A 16,813-nucleotide genomic window follows, 5' to 3' on the forward strand; every position below is an offset into this window, starting at 1 on the left:
AAACAATCGCAAGAAATATGTGAATTTTATTGAATATGAAATAAAAAAATGTTTCAGCGATCAAAAATTTCATTTTTGGTAAAGAAAGCAGATTTTTTAACTGTTTTATGGAATTGTTGATTTTGCTACATCATGCTTAAAACTAAAAAGCTATGTTCAATTCATCAATCAATGTGTACAAAACCGAGTGGCTCGATCTTGTATTTGCTAACCGCAACAAAACTTATGGCGCCTATGAATTAAGATCTAAATCTGCTAAGATCATGACTAAAGCCCTGCTGGTGTCTGCAGGTTTATTTCTTTTTGCCGGCTTTGCGCCTTTAGTTTACAGCAAAATGTTTCCTTCTGTCGTTGAAGTTGCTGATGCTCCAAAGGTAGTGGAACTGGATAATGTGATCCACCAGATGAAAAAGACTGAACCTGAAAAAAAGGCTAAACCTGTAAAATCAGATCCGGTGAAAGTGAAAACCGTAGCGGTATCCTCTAAAATTGTGGTCGTAGACAAAAAAGAACTTCCTGAACCGCCCAGTATTAAAGACATGCAGGATGCTGTAATCAGTGATAAAACCCAGGCGGGTGAAGTTAAGCCAAACCTGGTCGTCAATACTGCTGTAGCCACTGGTAACGGCGATGGATTGGCTAAAGGAGATAATGGCGATTCGAATGCAATTATAGAGGGCATGGGTGTGGATGAATATCCAGAATTTACAGGCGGAATGAAGGCCTTTGCAAAATATATGGAGCGCAATTTACGCTATCCTTCCCAGGCACAGGAAGATGGCATTCAAGGTAAGGTATTTGTCAGTTTTGTTGTGGAAAGGGATGGTTCGATCACTGATGTTAAAGTATTAAGAGGCATAGGTTATGGCTGCGATGAGGAAGCCATGAAAGTGATTAAAAAATCTCCACTCTGGAAACCCGGAAAAAATAAAGGAATTCCGGTAAGGGTAAGGTATAATATGCCGATTAATTTTAATTTAATGTAGCAGGAAGGGTTAGGTGGGGCATTGGTTAATGGTGTAGACGGTTAGTTGGGGAGATGTTGGATTAATGGAATGTTTTGTCTTCCTTAACTTGATTCAGGATAATGCAATACGAAAATATCGCCAATTGCACATTTAAAAATGGTGTGACGATAACAAAAGGCTTGAGTTTTGCTCAAGCCTTTATCATGTTATTTCAATCTATTTAAAGTGATGTAGCAATTAAGCCTCTAATTTTCTTCTACCCATTTTCTGGCATTTACAAATGCTTCGATCCAAGGCGATACTTCATCTTTTCTGCCGGCAGGGTAGTTGGCCCAGTGCCATTGGAATAAGGAACGCTCAATGTGTGGCATCATGACCAAATGGCGGCCAGTTTCGTCACACATCATCGCCGTATTATAATCAGAACCATTCGGACTTGCAGGATAACCTTCGTAAGCATATTTGGCCACGATTTTATACCGATCTTCGGTATATGGTAACGAGAATCTTCCTTCGCCATGCGATACCCAAACACCTAACGTGCTACCAGCCAGTGTAGAAAGCATTACCGAATTATTTTCCTGTAAGGTTAGTGAAGTGAAAATACTTTCGTGCTTGCCACTCTTGTTATGCAGCATTTTTGGTTTGTCTTCATGCTGCTTGTTAATCAGACCAAGTTCTATAAATAACTGACAGCCATTACAGATACCTACAGATAAAGTATCGGGGCGGGCAAAGAATTTCTCTAAAGCCACTCTTGCTTTTTCATTGTATAAAAAGGCACCAGCCCAGCCTTTAGCTGATCCTAAAACATCAGAGTTGGAGAAACCACCAACGGCACCGATAAATTGAATATCTTCCAGGGTTTCGCGACCTGTGATTAAGTCGGTCATGTGTACATCTTTCACGTCAAAGCCTGCCAGATACATGGCGTTCGCCAGTTCACGCTCAGAGTTACTTCCTTTTTCACGGATAATCGCGGCTTTAGGACGAGGTTTTGAAGCATCAATAGCCGGTTTTTTTCCGTCAAACTGTGGCGGGAAATTATATTTTAATACCTGATTCTTATAATTGTCGTAACGTTCTTTTGCTAATCCGTTACCGGTTTGCTTGCTGTCTAATAAGTATGATGTTTTAAACCAGACATCACGTAAATGATTGATTTCAAAATTGAAATGATCTGTTCCATTCTTCACCTCAAGAGCAGCTGAAGATGTGACCTTTCCAATTTTGTGAAAATTAACACCGGCATGGGTTAACGTATCTTCTACTGATGCGTCGGCCTGGAAAACCAGGGCAATATTTTCAGCAAATAATAATTTAACAATATCTTTTTCACCTAAAGCAGAAAGATCAATTGATGCACCTAAATCACGATCAGCAAAACACATTTCCAGTAAGGTTGTAATTAAACCACCGCTACCGATATCATGTCCGGCCTGAATTTTATCTTCTTTTATTAACTGTTGTATCGTGTTGAATGCTTTCGAGAACAGATCCGCATCTTTAACATCAGGTGTTTCCGTTCCGATTTTATTTAGAATTTGTGCAAAAGATGAACCACCTAATTTATAGGTATCGTTTGAAAGATTGATGTAATAGATCGAACCACCGTCTTTTTGCAATACAGGCTCTATTACTTTCGTAATATCATTACAATTGGCACCTGCAGAAATAATCACCGTTCCGGGGGCAATCACATCGCCATCTTTATATTTCTGTTTCATGGAAAGCGAATCTTTTCCGGTTGGGATGTTGATGCCTAAACCAATTGCAAAATCAGAACAGGCTTTAACAGCGGCATATAAACGGGCATCTTCACCTTCATTTTTACAGGCCCACATCCAGTTTGCGGAGAGTGAAACACTTTTCAGTCCATCTTTTAATGGTGCCCAAACAATATTGGATAAAGATTCGGCAATGGCATTGCGGCTGCCGGCTGCCGGATCAATCAAGGCAGAAAGTGGTGCATGGCCTACTGAAGTGGCAATGCCTTCTTTTCCCTGAAAATCAAGTGCCATTACGCCACAGTTGTTCAATGGCAACTGCAATGGACCAGCAGTTTGCTGTTTGGCTACGCGGCCACCTACACAACGGTCAACCTTGTTGGTTAACCAATCCTTCGATGCCACCGCCTCTAACTGTAAAACCTGCTCTAAATAAGTATTTAAATCAGCTTTGTTATAAACAACTTCATCGTATTTGCGATCAATAGTTTGATCATCCATTACAATTTTCGGCGAGCTACCAAACATGTCTTTCAATTCTAAATCCATCGGCTTAATGCCAGAAGTTTCAGATTTGAAAGTAAAGCGATGATCGCCGGTGACCTTACCAACGGTATACATCGGTGAGCGTTCGCGATCAGCAATTTTTTGTAAAGTTTCGATGTGTTCGTTGCCAATTACCAATCCCATTCTTTCCTGAGATTCGTTACCGATAATTTCCTTTGCCGAAAGGGTAGGATCGCCCACAGGTAATTTATCCAGATTGATTAATCCACCTGTTTCTTCCACCAGTTCTGATAAACAGTTTAGGTGGCCTCCTGCACCATGGTCATGAATAGAGATGATTGAGTTGTGTTCGCTCTCGACCATGCCCCGAACGGCGTTGGCCGCACGTTTTTGCATTTCCGGATTTGATCTTTGAATCGCATTGAGTTCAATACCCGATCCGTGTTGACCAGTATCAGCTGATGAAACTGCTGCACCGCCCATGCCAATTCTATAATTTTCACCACCCAGGATCACAATGTTATCACCTTCCTGTGGTTTCAGTTTTTGCGCCTGACTGGCTTTGCCATAACCAATACCTCCGGCAAGCATGATCACTTTATCGAAACCTAATTTGCGAGCGTCCTCTTCGTGTTCAAAGGTTAAAACCGAACCTGTAATGAGTGGCTGGCCAAATTTATTTCCAAAATCTGTAGCGCCGTTTGATGCTTTAATCAGAATATCCATTGGGGTTTGATACAGCCATGCTCTTTCTTCCACACCTTTTTCCCAGGGACGGTTTTCTTCCAATCTGGAAAGTGCCGTCATGTAAACTGCGGTTCCGGCTAAAGGTAAAGAGCCTTGTCCGCCAGCTAAACGATCTCTGATTTCGCCACCAGAACCTGTTGCCGCACCATTAAAAGGTTCAACAGTGGTCGGGAAGTTATGTGTTTCTGCTTTTAATGAAATCACCGAATCAAAATTACTGGTAGCGTAATAATCTGGAATATCAGCTCTTTTTGGCGCAAATTGCTGCACTGTCGGACCTTTTATAAAAGCCACATTATCCTTATAGGCAGAAACGATATCGTTAGGGTTTTCTTCTGAAGTTTTACGGATCAGTTTAAATAATGAAGTAGGTTGCTCCACGCCATCGATCACAAATTTTCCGTTGAATATTTTATGCCGGCAATGTTCTGAATTTACTTGTGAGAAACCAAAGACTTCTGAATCCGTTAAAGGTCTTTCTAATCGGGTAGCTAATGAATTTAAATATTCAACTTCTTCATCACTTAAGGATAAACCTTCCTGTTTATTATAGGCTGCAATGTCTGTAATTTCTAAAACAGGTTCAGGCTTAATATCAATGGTATATACATCCTGGTCAAGTTTGCCGTATTTTTGCGAAAGCATCGGGTCATAATCTGCAAAATCTTCTGCAACAGCTTTAAACTCCTCGATCCTGATGATGCCCTGTATGTCCATGTTCTGCGTAATCTCTACCGCATTGGTGCTCCAGGGGGTAACCATGGCTGCCCTTGGTCCGACGAAAAAGCCGCTGAGCACAGTTTCTGGTGAGATTTTGGCGCCGCCGAACAACCATTCGAGTTTAGTAATATCATTGATACTAAGCGATTTGTCTGTTTGTAGTGCAAAAACCGCCTGCGATTGATTAAGGAAGAAATGAATCATGCTTTTTTTTTGAAGTTGCAAATTTAGGTTTTTTAAATCGAATGATTGAATGATTGTGGGATAGAATGAGCAAATGTGGAAATAATGACGTGATTGTGGAGAGAGTAGCGGAAATATTGAATAGGAAATGAGAAATAACGCCCAGAAATGAATGAAGGATTGAATGATCAAATGATTGAATGAGAGAGTTAGGAATGGCTAATGTAAAATCATCAGGTATGGTGCAATAAATTAGAAAACTGTGTTTTGTCGCTTGAGGTTGCTATGGTAAAAATTTGAATCATTTTCTGCAACTTTGCTACATTCTATCATTCAAATTCACTCATTTCAAGATGTTCAACCGAATTCATCATATTGCCATTATTTGCGCTGACTACGAAAAATCAAAAGATTTCTATGTAAACAAGCTGGGTTTTACCATTCTTGCTGAGGTTTATCGGGAAGAGCGGAAATCATATAAATTGGATCTGGCGGTGAACGGCTTATATCAGATTGAACTTTTTTCCTTTGAAAATCCACCAGCCAGGCCATCTAAGCCAGAGGCGCAGGGCCTAAGGCATCTGGCGTTTGAAGTAGATGATATAGAAGCCGAAATAGCCAGGCTACAACATCAGGGCATTACAACAGAACCTGTTCGGGTAGATGAATTTACAGGAAAGAAATTTACCTTTTTTGCTGATCCGGATGGTTTGCCGCTGGAGTTGTATGAGGTATAAAGCCGGTCAGGTAGTAGATGTGGAGTTGTAAAGATGGTTAGTTGGTTATTGCATTGCTATGAGCATTTTTAAGTTTAAACAGTTTGAAGTAGATCAGGCAGGTTGCGCCATGAAGATCAATACCGATGGGGTGTTGCTTGCTGCAATGGCCAATCATGAGGAGGCTGAAAACATTCTGGATATTGGATCAGGTACCGGAGTTATTGCCTTGATGCTGGCCCAGCGTTTTCCTGAAGCTCATGTTCATGCGGTAGAAATTGATCAGCAGGCTGCTGAAACCGCCGGAAAAAACTTTAAGGCCTCCGTTTTTAATGATCGGTTAACCATTGATCATGTCGCAATTGAACAATACCACCATCAAGAGAAATTTGACATGATCGTTTCCAATCCGCCTTTTTTCGTGAATGACTTAAAAAACGAAGAAGCCAGAAAAGGAATCGCCAGGCATGCCGATCATCATTTCTTTAACATGCTCGTTCAGAAATCCAATGAATTGCTCAGTGATTCGGGAATGCTGTGGCTCATACTGCCGGTAAAGCAGGCAAACGAAGTCGTTCTAGAAGCTTTAAAGTGTCAGATCTCACTTGTCAAGCGCATCTATATACATTCTGATGAAAGCAAAGCTGCTTTCAGGCAGGTTATTGGTTTAGGGAGAATAGCACACCCCTTAACCGAATCACATTTTTATATCTACCAATCAAGAGGTAAACATACCGAATCATACGAAGCCTTATTAAGCGATTTTTTTCTGGCTTACTAGGCATATTATACCCTTTATTGATATCGATATGCGTGTAAATAATCCTGAAAAAAAAATAAAACCCTGAGAAAGCTGTATAATTATCACTCACATCAATTACAATATGAAAAAAATAGGTTTGATTTCTGATACGCATGGCTACCTGGATGATGCTGTTTTTAAACACTTTGATCAGGTAGATGAAATCTGGCATGCGGGTGATTTTGGTCAGGATGTTGCCGCTCCTTTAGCCGCGTTCAAGCCATTGCGTGGCGTGTATGGAAATATTGATGATGCTGCCATCCGTGCTGAGTTTCCGGAAAAAAATCGATTTAGCTGTGAAAAGGTCGATGTATGGATGACCCATATTGGAGGATATCCGGGGAAATATGCTGCTTCTGTTAAGTCTGAAATTTACACTAACCCGCCTAAATTATTTATCACCGGGCATTCGCATATTTTAAAAGTAATGTTTGATGAAAAAATAAAATGTTTGCATATAAACCCTGGTGCGGCAGGAAAACACGGGTGGCACAAGGTACGTACACTGATCAGGTTTTGCATTACTGACGAAAATATTCATACCTTAGAGGTTATAGAGTTATCGGGTAGATAATGTAAAATGTACACTAAGTATGGTTTGTGGCGTTAAAACACTAGGACAATTTATTATAGAAAAACAGGCAGATTTCCCTTATGCCAAAGGTGAACTCTCCAGGCTGCTGAGAGACATTGGCATTGCCGCAAAAATCGTAAACCGCGAAATCAATAAAGCTGGTTTGGTTGATATTCTTGGTGATATGGGTACTACCAATATCCAGGGAGAAGAACAAAAAAAATTAGATGTTTATGCCGATAAACAATTTATTGCCGCACTAACCAGTGGTGGCGAATGCTGTATGGTGGCAACTGAAGAGGAAGACGAGATTATTCATATCGAATCTCCGGTTTCCAATAACGCTAAATATATTGTTTGCATCGATCCTTTGGATGGTTCTTCAAACACCGATGTAAATGTGGCGGTTGGGACTATATTTTCCATTTACAGGAGAAAGTCGACTGATGGAAAAGCAAGTCTGACAGATGTTTTACAGAAAGGGACGGAACAGGTTGCCGCAGGTTATGTAATTTATGGTTCTTCTACCATGATGGTTTACACCACCGGAAAGGGTGTAAATGGATTTACGTTGGATCCATCCATAGGCGAGTTTTGCCTTTCGCATCCGCAGATGAAAATCCCTGAAGAGGGCTATCTGTACTCAGTTAATGAAGGGAATTATGTGCACTTTCCTGAAGGCGTAAAAAAATACATCAAATATTGCCAGGTAGAGGATGAAGCTACCCACAGGCCTTATACCTCACGCTATATCGGGTCGATGGTAGGAGATATTCACCGTAATTTAATTAAAGGCGGAATTTATATTTATCCGACCACTTCGCGCTCTCCTAACGGGAAATTGAGATTGTTATATGAGTGCAACCCGATGGCTTTTATAATCGAGCAGGCCGGTGGAAAGGCAAGTACCGGTTTTGAGCGCATCCTGGATATTGTCCCTGCCGAATTACACCAGAGGGTGCCGATTTTTATTGGTTCCAGAAAAATGGTAGAAAAGGCAGAAGAAATGATGCTGCTCCACACGGCAAAATCGATTTCAATTGATGCTCATGTAGCAGCAAAACTGGAAGATCTAAATGTAATTGGCGGGATTGATTAAAACAGGTTTGCTTTATTTCTTTCTGCTTCAAAAAAAGTATCTATCGCCAGATTTTGCTTGTCTTGAGAAGCGAAAACAGCTAAACGGTCGCAACGTTCATTCTCCGGATGGTCGTTGTGGCCTTTAATCCAGATGAATTTTACCTGGTGAAGCTTATACAATTCGAGGAAACGCATCCAGAGATCTTTATTTTTTTTATCCTTAAAACCTTTGCTTACCCAGCCGAAAACCCATTTTTTTTCAACGGCATCTACTACATATTTTGAATCAGAATAAACGGTTACCTGCTGATTTAAACTTTTCAGGGCTTCCAGCCCTTTAATAACAGCCAGTAATTCCATTCTATTGTTGGTGGTCATCCTGAAGCCGCCGCTGAGTTCTTTATAATGCTGGCCTGCCCTTAAAATTGTACCATAACCCCCTGGTCCGGGGTTTCCGCTAGCTGCTCCGTCTGTGTAAATCTCGATCATAAACGGGGTAAAGTTATGTTTTTAGGTTTAAAATAGTTTGTTTTATCTGTTGGTGAATTTTTTTTTCAATTTCAAATTATTGAATGTTAAGGAATTAAAAATTAGTTGTGAAAACTTTGAAAAAAATATTTGCAAGGAATATTAAAAGTCGTACTTTTGTGACACTAAAAAATACGGTGGCTGTAGCTCAGTTGGTTAGAGTATTGGTTTGTGGTGCCGAGGGTCGTGGGTTCGAGCCCCATCAGCCACCCAGGTTTTAAGAGCAGTTCTGAAAAGAGCTGCTTTTTTTGTTGTATGCCAGGCATAGCAATCGATTATATGGTACGAATTCTGCGATTTCATTAACCAAAAGTGTTTGATATCATATACCATTTTTTTTAGGAAAAAGGCAGCTTACCAGGTATCTTTTGCCTTCTATACTGGAGTTTTCATAAAATAAATCAAGATTCGTTAAATTCTTAATTGCTGTACCTGCATTGGCAAATGTTCAGTACTGTTCTATTTTTGATTGTTGAGCTCAGTTAATCTGAATTTCCAAACTGAAAAAGAAAATCAGATTAGCCAGTCAGCTTTTACCAGCGTGAAGATGCCGTTCACATTGATCTGCGCAGCATTGGCTATACTTTATCCCTAGAAGCCAGGAACGTTATTAAAAAAATACCAATTGATTGTGGTAGAAAGGCGAGAAAAGATATAAGACTGTTTATATGGTCATTGATGATTAAAAAAAAGAATAGTTTTTGATAATTTTAAAATGAAATCATAAAATAAGTTTTATTTCGTTATAAATATCTCGTTAAATTTGCCGAACCTATGAAGATTTTGTTAAGTTACCTTAAAAAACACAAGTATATTGTCTTATTGGCATTGTTGATGACAGCAATTAATCAGGGCTTTTCGCTCGTTGAGCCATTAATCACTGGAAAACTTGTTGATGATTACATCAATAAAAGAGATTTACTCACCAGACATGAATATTTTACCGGAATTATGACTTTAATTGGTTTGGGGATAGGCGCAGCGCTAATATCTCGAATTGCCAATAATTTTCAGGATTTTTTTACCATCACCATTGCTCAGAAAACCGGGGCTGAAATGTATGCCGACGGAATGAAACATTCTTTGGATATGCCATACTATGTTTTTGAGGAGCAAAGAAGCGGAGCAAAGCTAGACATGCTGGGTAGGGTGAGAAGCGACTCGGAGAACTTTATAAAATCTTCCATCAATGTCACCTTTATGGCTTTGTTTGGGATCATATTTGTAAGCGTATATTCTGCTTTAATCAGCTATAAAGTTACACTGGTTTTCGTTGCCTCCGTCCCGATTATCACTTATTTAAGCTGGAAGCTCTCTGAGAAGGTAAAGGTTATTCACCGGGCAATTATATCCAAGACGTCAGTTTTGGCAGGACGTTCCACAGAGTCACTTAGAAATATCGAACTGGTAAAAAGTCACGGCTTAGGCGAACAGGAAATTAATCGTTTAAATACGGCAACTTATAAGATTCTAAACCTGGAAATTGTAAAAACCAAAATTTTGCGGATGCTGAGTTTTATTCAGGGTAGTACCGTTAATATTGTGAGGAGTGTAATGATTGTAGTGATGCTCATGCTGATTTTTGACAAGGAACTTTCAGCAGGCCAATACTTTAGTTTTTTATTATACTCTTATTTCCTGTTCGGGCCGTTACAGGAATTCGGACACATGGCTTTAACCTGGCGGGAAGCTCAAATATCTTTCGGTAATTTCAAGCGTATTATGGATATGCCTGTGGAAGCCATACCCGAGGACCCAACCTCATTGCATAAAATTGATCATATCGAATTTAAGAACGTGTTCTTTAAATATAAAAACAGCAATCGCAATGCCTTGAATGGCATCTCGTTCCATGCTGAAGAAGGGGAAACAGTTGCATTTGTAGGGCCTTCCGGATCAGGGAAAACCACATTGATTAAATTATTAGTTGGCTTGTACAAACCATTCAAAGGAGATGTATTTTATAATAAGACGCATACAGACGAAATCCATCTTGATGAGCTGAGAAGAAAGATCGGTTTTGTGACTCAGGATACACAGCTGTTTTCCGGCAATATCAGAGACAACCTTAGGTTTGTTAGGCCTGATGCGACGGATGAGGAGTGTATGGAAGCACTTAAAAAAGCTGCTTGCCAGTCATTGTTGTCGAGAGCGGAAGATGGCCTTGATACGCTGATTGGAGAGAGCGGTGTAAAAGTTTCTGGTGGCGAAAAGCAAAGGTTATCCATAGCGAGGGCATTATTAAGAAAGCCCAATATTTTGTTGTTTGATGAAGCCACCTCGGCGTTAGATTCCCTGACAGAAGAAGAAATTACCAAAACGGTAAATAAGTTATCTGAACTTAAAGATCATATTACCCTGATCATCGCCCACCGCTTATCAACAATCATGCATGCTAACCGAATTTATGTTTTGGAAAATGGCGAAATTGTCGAGAGTGGTAATCATGAAGAATTAATTGAGCAAAAAGGGCTTTATTACGCCATGTGGCGCCAGCAGATAGGCAGACGTAAACTCGTTGAAGAAATGAATAAACTTGATGAATTGTTACTCAATTGATGAAGTATTCTCAAAATTTAAGGTTTAAAGCGGGTTTATCCCGCTTTAAACCTTGTTTAGCTAGCCGTTAACTTAACCTTTTCTCCAGTTTTTACAGCCTGGTAGATGGCCTCAATAATTTTAAGATCTCTCAAACCTTCCTCACCATCTACAGGCACCACTGGTTTGTCATCTTCAAAAATAATAGTGGCCATTTTATCCATTTGTACAGTTTGGTGAGTGGTTATGGGCTGTGTGAGTTCACCTTTGTGCGTTCTGCCCTTAATTGGACCATAACCGGTAGAAGGTTGCATTTCTGCAAACCCTTTGTCGCCACTCACAAAAAACCTATCCAGGTGATTGATATTATAACTAGACAAGCAGGAGGCGACCGCACCGCTTGGAAAACCCAGTTGAAATTGGATGGTCTCATCTACACCTTCTTTAAAGATCGCCGGATTAGTCTTGGTTTCCTGAGCCGTCACCCAAACCGGCTCTTCGCCAACCATATACCTTGCCCCGTTGATGGCATAGATTCCAATATCCATCATTGATCCTCCACCTGCAAGTGCTTTGTTTAATCGCCATTGCTTGGGATCGCCTATTTTAAAACCACATTGTCCCTGAAAAAACATGATCTTACCAAAGTCACCTGCATTCCGCATTCGAATTACCTCTAGCGTTTGGGGTTCGAAGTGCATCCTATAGCCGACCAGTAGCCTGACTTTTGCTTTTTTACAGGCATCGATCATCTCTTGTCCCTCTTTGGTATTCAATGCCATTGGTTTCTCGCAGATGGCATGTTTCCCGGCTTTCGCTACACGGATAACATGACTGTGGTGAAGTGCGTTCGGCGTAATCACATAAATTGCATCAATATCAGGATTGTTTTTTACCTGATCGAAGGTATCATAGTTATAGCAGTTCTTTTCAGCGATTTTGTACTTCATTTGCCAGTCTTTAACCTTTGAGGGCGTACCACTAATTATGCCTACCAGCTTTGCTTTAGTACAGGCTTTCATTGCTTCTGCTACACGAGTGGCATATCCACCTAAACCCATGATGGCAACCCGGAGTACCTTACCATCATAGGGTTGTTCGATTTGGTCGGGAGTGTTTGCAAATGTAATTACTGAACTCAATTGCAACATCAATGCTGATGCGCCCATTTTTTGTAGAAAATCTCTTCTAGTATTCATATGTGTTCTATAGCTATGTATCCGTTCAACAAAATATTAAGCAATACATTTAATCACGCATTTATACCGCTTAACTTCTAGATTTACCCTATAAATTTAACACCGGCCTGCTATATTTGGTTTTCAAAATATATTTGGAGCTGGTCTTGACTTCCTGATAACTACATAATAAACTTCCCGACTCTTTTTAGTACTGATGCTTTCAGGACAGCCTATATGCTCCAAAAACACCGGACGCTCCGAATTGAGTTTATGGCCGTGATGAAAGTAATATGGTTATTAGATGACGGGCCTAACGGCTTATATTGGTTATTGTAAACCTTAGTTAAACTATTGTCAGCTGATTTTTAAAGGAAGAGTTTGCTTAACTGATTTTAAAATTTATGGATCGTTACAGGGTAGGGAGATGTAATAAATCTTATTAAATGTTAACAAAAAATCCTATATTTGTATGTTCAATAATACAATTTTGGGGTTTTTGTTGTAAGTTATTTATTTCTATTCTCAAGGATAGCATTTCTATGTCTTATAAATATAGAAATGATTTATGGTTTTGATAAATGGTAGATTTTAAACTCGTCAAACACCTATTGATCATGGTCAAATATTAGATTGACAAAAGTCAATCACTTTTTTGCTTATTTTTACAACCTTTGGGAAAGGTGATCTAAAGCCGGATTCGAGAATCTAGAATTCTTTAATAAAAACGTCTGTTCCAAACCATTAAGTATACATAGGATGAAATATCCAAAAGATATAGAGTTACCTTATATGATAATTCTCCGGAGATTTAAGTATCCTGCAATGGAGAAAATAAAATGAAGCATATCCTGAGCGTTATCAAAATTCTTCTGGAAGATACTTTTCTGAATTTGTATAAAACTTATAGGTGGATCTGGGCTGCAGTAGCCGGCAACCACCTACTTATTTTAGGCGTTATATTAATTGCATATCTCATAAGTACCGGAATGATATCGTCTTCCTTAAAAGAATTGTTTATCAGATAATAATGGATTGCTGAAATTGTTTTATTCAAGCACTTATTAATTTCCGGTTAAAGCAGGAGGCGTTTAAGGTGAGGCAAAATACGATTTGAATGGAAGGATCCAAGATCTTGATTATACTTAAGGATTCGGAGACAAGGTCAAAGATTTCCGATATACTCCGCATCAGCAAATATGTTGTTGAGTCTACAGATAATGGCAAAACAGCCATAGAAATTGTTAGAGGCCATCCACCAGATCTGATCATTTGTGGAATTGATTTGTACGGCGTTGATGGTTATGGTGTGCTTCGTATGGTGAATAAATTTATTGATACCGCAAATATTCCTATCGTGATGTTGCTAAAAAAAGGAGATCACAATGGCGTGCGGCGAACCATGGAAATTGGGGCAGAAGGGTATCTTATGGGGGATTTTGATGATGCAGAGCTTTTGAATCAGGTAGAGGTACGCCTGAGGAAAAAACGACTCCAGGTTGAATTTTTTTTAAAACAACATTTTCAGCAAAAAATTCCGTCTCATTCCGGAGAATTATTTTGGTTAGATGTTCACCGTGCGAAGCTCACAGCCAGGTTTTTTAAAAAAAACCAGGTGGTTTATTACAAAGGAGAATCACGGGGGGGACTCTATTATGTGCTCTCCGGCAAAGTAAAATCATTCATTTCCAATACGTCCGGACATGAACTGATTACCGACCTCTACACCGCAGGAGATTATTTTGGAATACAGGATTTCGCTCTTGGCGCCGCTGCCTTTAATACGGTGAAAGCAATTGATGATTCCGAAATAATTGCCATTCCTTTAAATGAGGTTAATAAAATAGTAGTTGAACATCCCGAAACCCTGGGTTTTTTCGTGAAAAAATTAGCTGATACTGCGAATAAAAAGGATATCAAGGCACTGGAGCTGGCATACAGTACCGTTAAACAAAGAGTATCTAAAACTATAATCAGGCTGGCGGGAGAGGGGAAGAGTCCTGCCGAAAAAAAGCGTGTTAACCTCACCAGAAACGACCTGGCCGGTTTAATTGGCATTGCAGCCGAAACATTAAGTAGGATTTTGGGTGATTTTGCCAAGGAAGATCTGATTGAAAAGGACGGGAATGCCATTGTTTTGAAAAAGCTTGAGCATACGAAAACTGTTACATCTGAAACTTAGTTAATTAATATAGTCGTTTTGAAATTTGATTAAAGCGTATGCTTTGAAAAAAATCAATAAACATGTTGTCCGAAATTATATTTATTGTGCTTGAGGATTGGGAATTTTAAAGCGATTTAACCTCGTTCTTTCTTACAGATATTTTCAGGTAGGAATCCTGGACATGGTTTATAATCGCTCAATTAAAAACAGATATTTATGAAATTAAATCATATTGATCAAAATTGCCTTGGTCATAGAACCATTTCTGAGCGAAAAGCATTTCTTAAACTCTTTGCTCCGATTTTAAAAGGCGATTATAAAGCGAGCTTAAGGTATCTCTACATTCATTCGAAATTTATTCAACTTTCGGAAAGGGATGAGCAACCTGCAGCAAGTCTTATGGGAAATGGAGATAATATTATTATTATCATGAAAGGATTGGTAAGCGGTTATATTCTTTCTCCGATGGGGCACAGGTGTGATATCTGGCTGGCGGAGCATAAAGGTGTATTTATTTACAAAAGTGCCAATGGAAACCCAACATTAATAAATTTAGAAGCTATAGAACCTACCATACTGTTGCTTATTTCTCAGGCGCAACTGGAATCTGCTACTCAGGATTTTCCACTCCTGCACCGGCTTTTTACTCACCTGATTTTTCCTAATGCCATTATGGGACTTGATCATCATACCTTATTGAACAAGTTAGATTCAACAGGTGAAAAACTCAACTACTTTATGAAAGCATACCCGGGCTTATTTGAACGTGTTCCAAAAAGAATATATAATACATATGCCAGCGGACAGTTGCTCTAATTTAATTTTTGTTCCTGCTGATGTTTTTTCTACATACTTCTCATAACATATTTATTCACTCATTTCTTCTCAGAGAAAAAATGGTGTGTGTTTTAAGAATGAATAAACTATACTTTTTATTTCCCTGCCATAAGCCGGATCTTAATGGGATCTGCATGGCGCATATGGTTTTTTTTATACCATGATGATTAAGTGTTATACCATATACTTTGTGCTATCCATCATTTTCCTGCTGCTATTAAATATGTATGGCGAAATCTATTACTTTGAAAGGTTCGGAATAGCAATATTCAGCCTTGCTGAAATAAAAGAGTTGTTGTTTTCACAAAGATATTTTACTTTTTGGCAGCAGGCCATAATTGCAGTAGTCATTCCGCTTCTGGTGTGTATCATCTTTATAATGGCTAACTGGATTAAAGAAACCAGGTCAAAAAGTTTTTTCCAGTTTGTGTCATTTCTTAGTGGTATTTTACCATTTTTAATCTTAGCTTTCAACATTAATGCAATTCGTCCTGTAATCATATTGCCAATAGCATTCATCACTATGCTGCTTTGTGTATTACTGTGGATCGTTGTGTTTCATACCAGTCGGTTTGAAATAGGATATCTATGTTTTCACTTCTTTGGGATAAGCTGTGTTATTACCGGTTTTATGATGCTTACAGGAGTTGATTCAAACGTAGCAAGTTGCTTGGTTTCAGGGCAAGCTTCAGCACCTCATTCAGTATCAGAAAGTCACTCAACAGACTTGTATATTGGTGATTGCGCCGAATTTAACTTTTATTATGATCCATTTAGCCACAGGGCACTCATAGAACGGAAATAAGCCATAATGTTAAAAGAAATTTCTGATTTATAGATATATTTAAATAGCTGTTTTGTATCATTTTAAAATCAATAATTTAAAGCCTTCGTGCTTGATTAATACAGCTTATTTTGAACTGTTATGATGTGCTTTATCCATAATTTATACCTTGGTACCTCTTAATATACGATAGTAATGATTTATAAAATTTTGGTTATTGATGATGATCAGTCTGTGCTGGACTCACTCGAACTATTGTTGGAGTCAGAAGGTTATCATGTCAAATCAATCAACTCACCAACTCTGATCGCAGATTCTCTGATGGACTTTACGCCTAACCTGATTTTGATGGATATCCGATTAGGAAATGAAGATGGAAGGCTTCTTTGCAATGAAATGAAGCAAAATTCATTCACTGAACATATACCGATAATTCTTGTTACAGGCCTTTCTTTCAATGAAATAAGCAAAATTGACTGTATGGCAGATGCCATACTGGGGAAACCTTATCATATGCAAAATCTTTTGCTCACTATAAATACATTATTATAATCACCGAAGGTTATTATCGATATTCAGCTTTTTATCGGTGAAAAAATGTTTCATTTCAGATATCTCTGTTAAATTTATAGTTATGTTTCTTTAAATTTGATCCCTACATGCAAATATTATGATTTCAGTTAGTTTGGAAGGTAGCGATGAATTGCCTTTTCAGTTTTAAAGTGACAATGAGCAGGCCTTTGATCGTATTTATCTGTTT

Annotated in this window: 13 protein-coding genes and 1 tRNA gene; 11 read left to right on the forward strand and 3 right to left on the reverse strand. The window is 38.9% G+C overall.

From position 1 onward, the window contains the following. The first annotated feature begins 152 nt into the window (after positions 1-152). Entirely contained in the window at positions 153-986 is an 834-nt protein-coding gene (locus OQ267_RS09465) for an energy transducer TonB (RefSeq protein WP_265835690.1), read from the forward strand. Positions 987-1,213: 227 nt separating this feature from the next. On the opposite strand, the gene purL is transcribed toward OQ267_RS09465, so the two are convergent. After that, a complete protein-coding gene (gene purL / locus OQ267_RS09470) occupies positions 1,214-4,924 on the reverse strand; it encodes a phosphoribosylformylglycinamidine synthase (RefSeq protein WP_265835761.1) in 3,711 nt (1,236 codons plus the stop codon). 281 nt (positions 4,925-5,205) lie between these two features. On the opposite strand from purL, the gene OQ267_RS09475 reads away from it, so the two are divergent. The 4 genes from OQ267_RS09475 to fbp all read left to right on the forward strand — a co-directional run bounded on the left by OQ267_RS09475 (position 5,206) and on the right by fbp (position 8,043). Then, on the forward strand, positions 5,206-5,589 hold the full coding sequence (locus OQ267_RS09475) for a VOC family protein (RefSeq protein WP_088302309.1): 384 nt from the start codon (positions 5,206-5,208) through the stop codon (positions 5,587-5,589). 58 nt (positions 5,590-5,647) lie between these two features. Then, entirely contained in the window at positions 5,648-6,349 is a 702-nt protein-coding gene (locus tag OQ267_RS09480; RefSeq protein ID WP_265835691.1) for a tRNA1(Val) (adenine(37)-N6)-methyltransferase, read from the forward strand. A gap of 103 nt (positions 6,350-6,452) precedes the next feature. Continuing rightward, complete coding sequence (locus OQ267_RS09485; RefSeq protein ID WP_088302311.1) at positions 6,453-6,944, forward strand: metallophosphoesterase family protein; 492 nt, start codon at positions 6,453-6,455, stop codon at positions 6,942-6,944. A gap of 19 nt (positions 6,945-6,963) precedes the next feature. After that, complete coding sequence (fbp, locus tag OQ267_RS09490; RefSeq protein WP_265818435.1) at positions 6,964-8,043, forward strand: class 1 fructose-bisphosphatase; 1,080 nt, start codon at positions 6,964-6,966, stop codon at positions 8,041-8,043. On the opposite strand, the gene rnhA is transcribed toward fbp, so the two are convergent. Next, positions 8,040-8,513 (reverse strand): ribonuclease HI, encoded by a 474-nt coding sequence (gene rnhA / locus OQ267_RS09495; protein ID WP_088302313.1) that lies wholly within the window; start codon positions 8,511-8,513, stop codon positions 8,040-8,042. The two genes, fbp and rnhA, sit on opposite strands and share 4 nt — an antisense overlap. Before the next feature lie 176 nt (positions 8,514-8,689). On the opposite strand from rnhA, the gene OQ267_RS09500 reads away from it, so the two are divergent. Beyond that, a tRNA-His gene (locus tag OQ267_RS09500) sits at positions 8,690-8,763 on the forward strand. A 563-nt stretch (positions 8,764-9,326) separates the two neighbouring features. After that, positions 9,327-11,111, forward strand: coding sequence for an ABC transporter ATP-binding protein (locus OQ267_RS09505; RefSeq protein WP_088302314.1), 1,785 nt, complete (start codon positions 9,327-9,329; stop codon positions 11,109-11,111). A gap of 56 nt (positions 11,112-11,167) precedes the next feature. Here OQ267_RS09505 and OQ267_RS09510 read toward each other — a convergent pair whose 3' ends face one another. Further along, positions 11,168-12,289 (reverse strand): Gfo/Idh/MocA family protein, encoded by a 1,122-nt coding sequence (locus tag OQ267_RS09510; RefSeq protein WP_265835692.1) that lies wholly within the window; start codon positions 12,287-12,289, stop codon positions 11,168-11,170. A 1,096-nt stretch (positions 12,290-13,385) separates the two neighbouring features. Here OQ267_RS09510 and OQ267_RS09515 point away from each other — a divergent pair. From OQ267_RS09515 to OQ267_RS09530, 4 genes are all read left to right on the forward strand, one after another. Next, positions 13,386-14,450, forward strand: coding sequence for a response regulator (locus OQ267_RS09515; RefSeq protein ID WP_265835693.1), 1,065 nt, complete (start codon positions 13,386-13,388; stop codon positions 14,448-14,450). A gap of 198 nt (positions 14,451-14,648) precedes the next feature. After that, positions 14,649-15,248: a hypothetical protein gene (locus OQ267_RS09520; RefSeq protein WP_265835694.1), complete on the forward strand. Its 600-nt coding sequence runs from the start codon at positions 14,649-14,651 to the stop codon at positions 15,246-15,248. Positions 15,249-15,492: 244 nt separating this feature from the next. Next, positions 15,493-16,074 (forward strand): hypothetical protein, encoded by a 582-nt coding sequence (locus tag OQ267_RS09525; RefSeq protein WP_265835695.1) that lies wholly within the window; start codon positions 15,493-15,495, stop codon positions 16,072-16,074. A gap of 174 nt (positions 16,075-16,248) precedes the next feature. Beyond that, positions 16,249-16,605, forward strand: a complete 357-nt coding sequence (locus OQ267_RS09530) for a response regulator (RefSeq protein WP_088302320.1) — start codon at positions 16,249-16,251, stop codon at positions 16,603-16,605. Positions 16,606-16,813: the final 208 nt, after the last annotated feature.

This window comes from Pedobacter sp. MR22-3 (assembly GCF_026240075.1).
Taxonomy (GTDB): domain Bacteria; phylum Bacteroidota; class Bacteroidia; order Sphingobacteriales; family Sphingobacteriaceae; genus Pedobacter.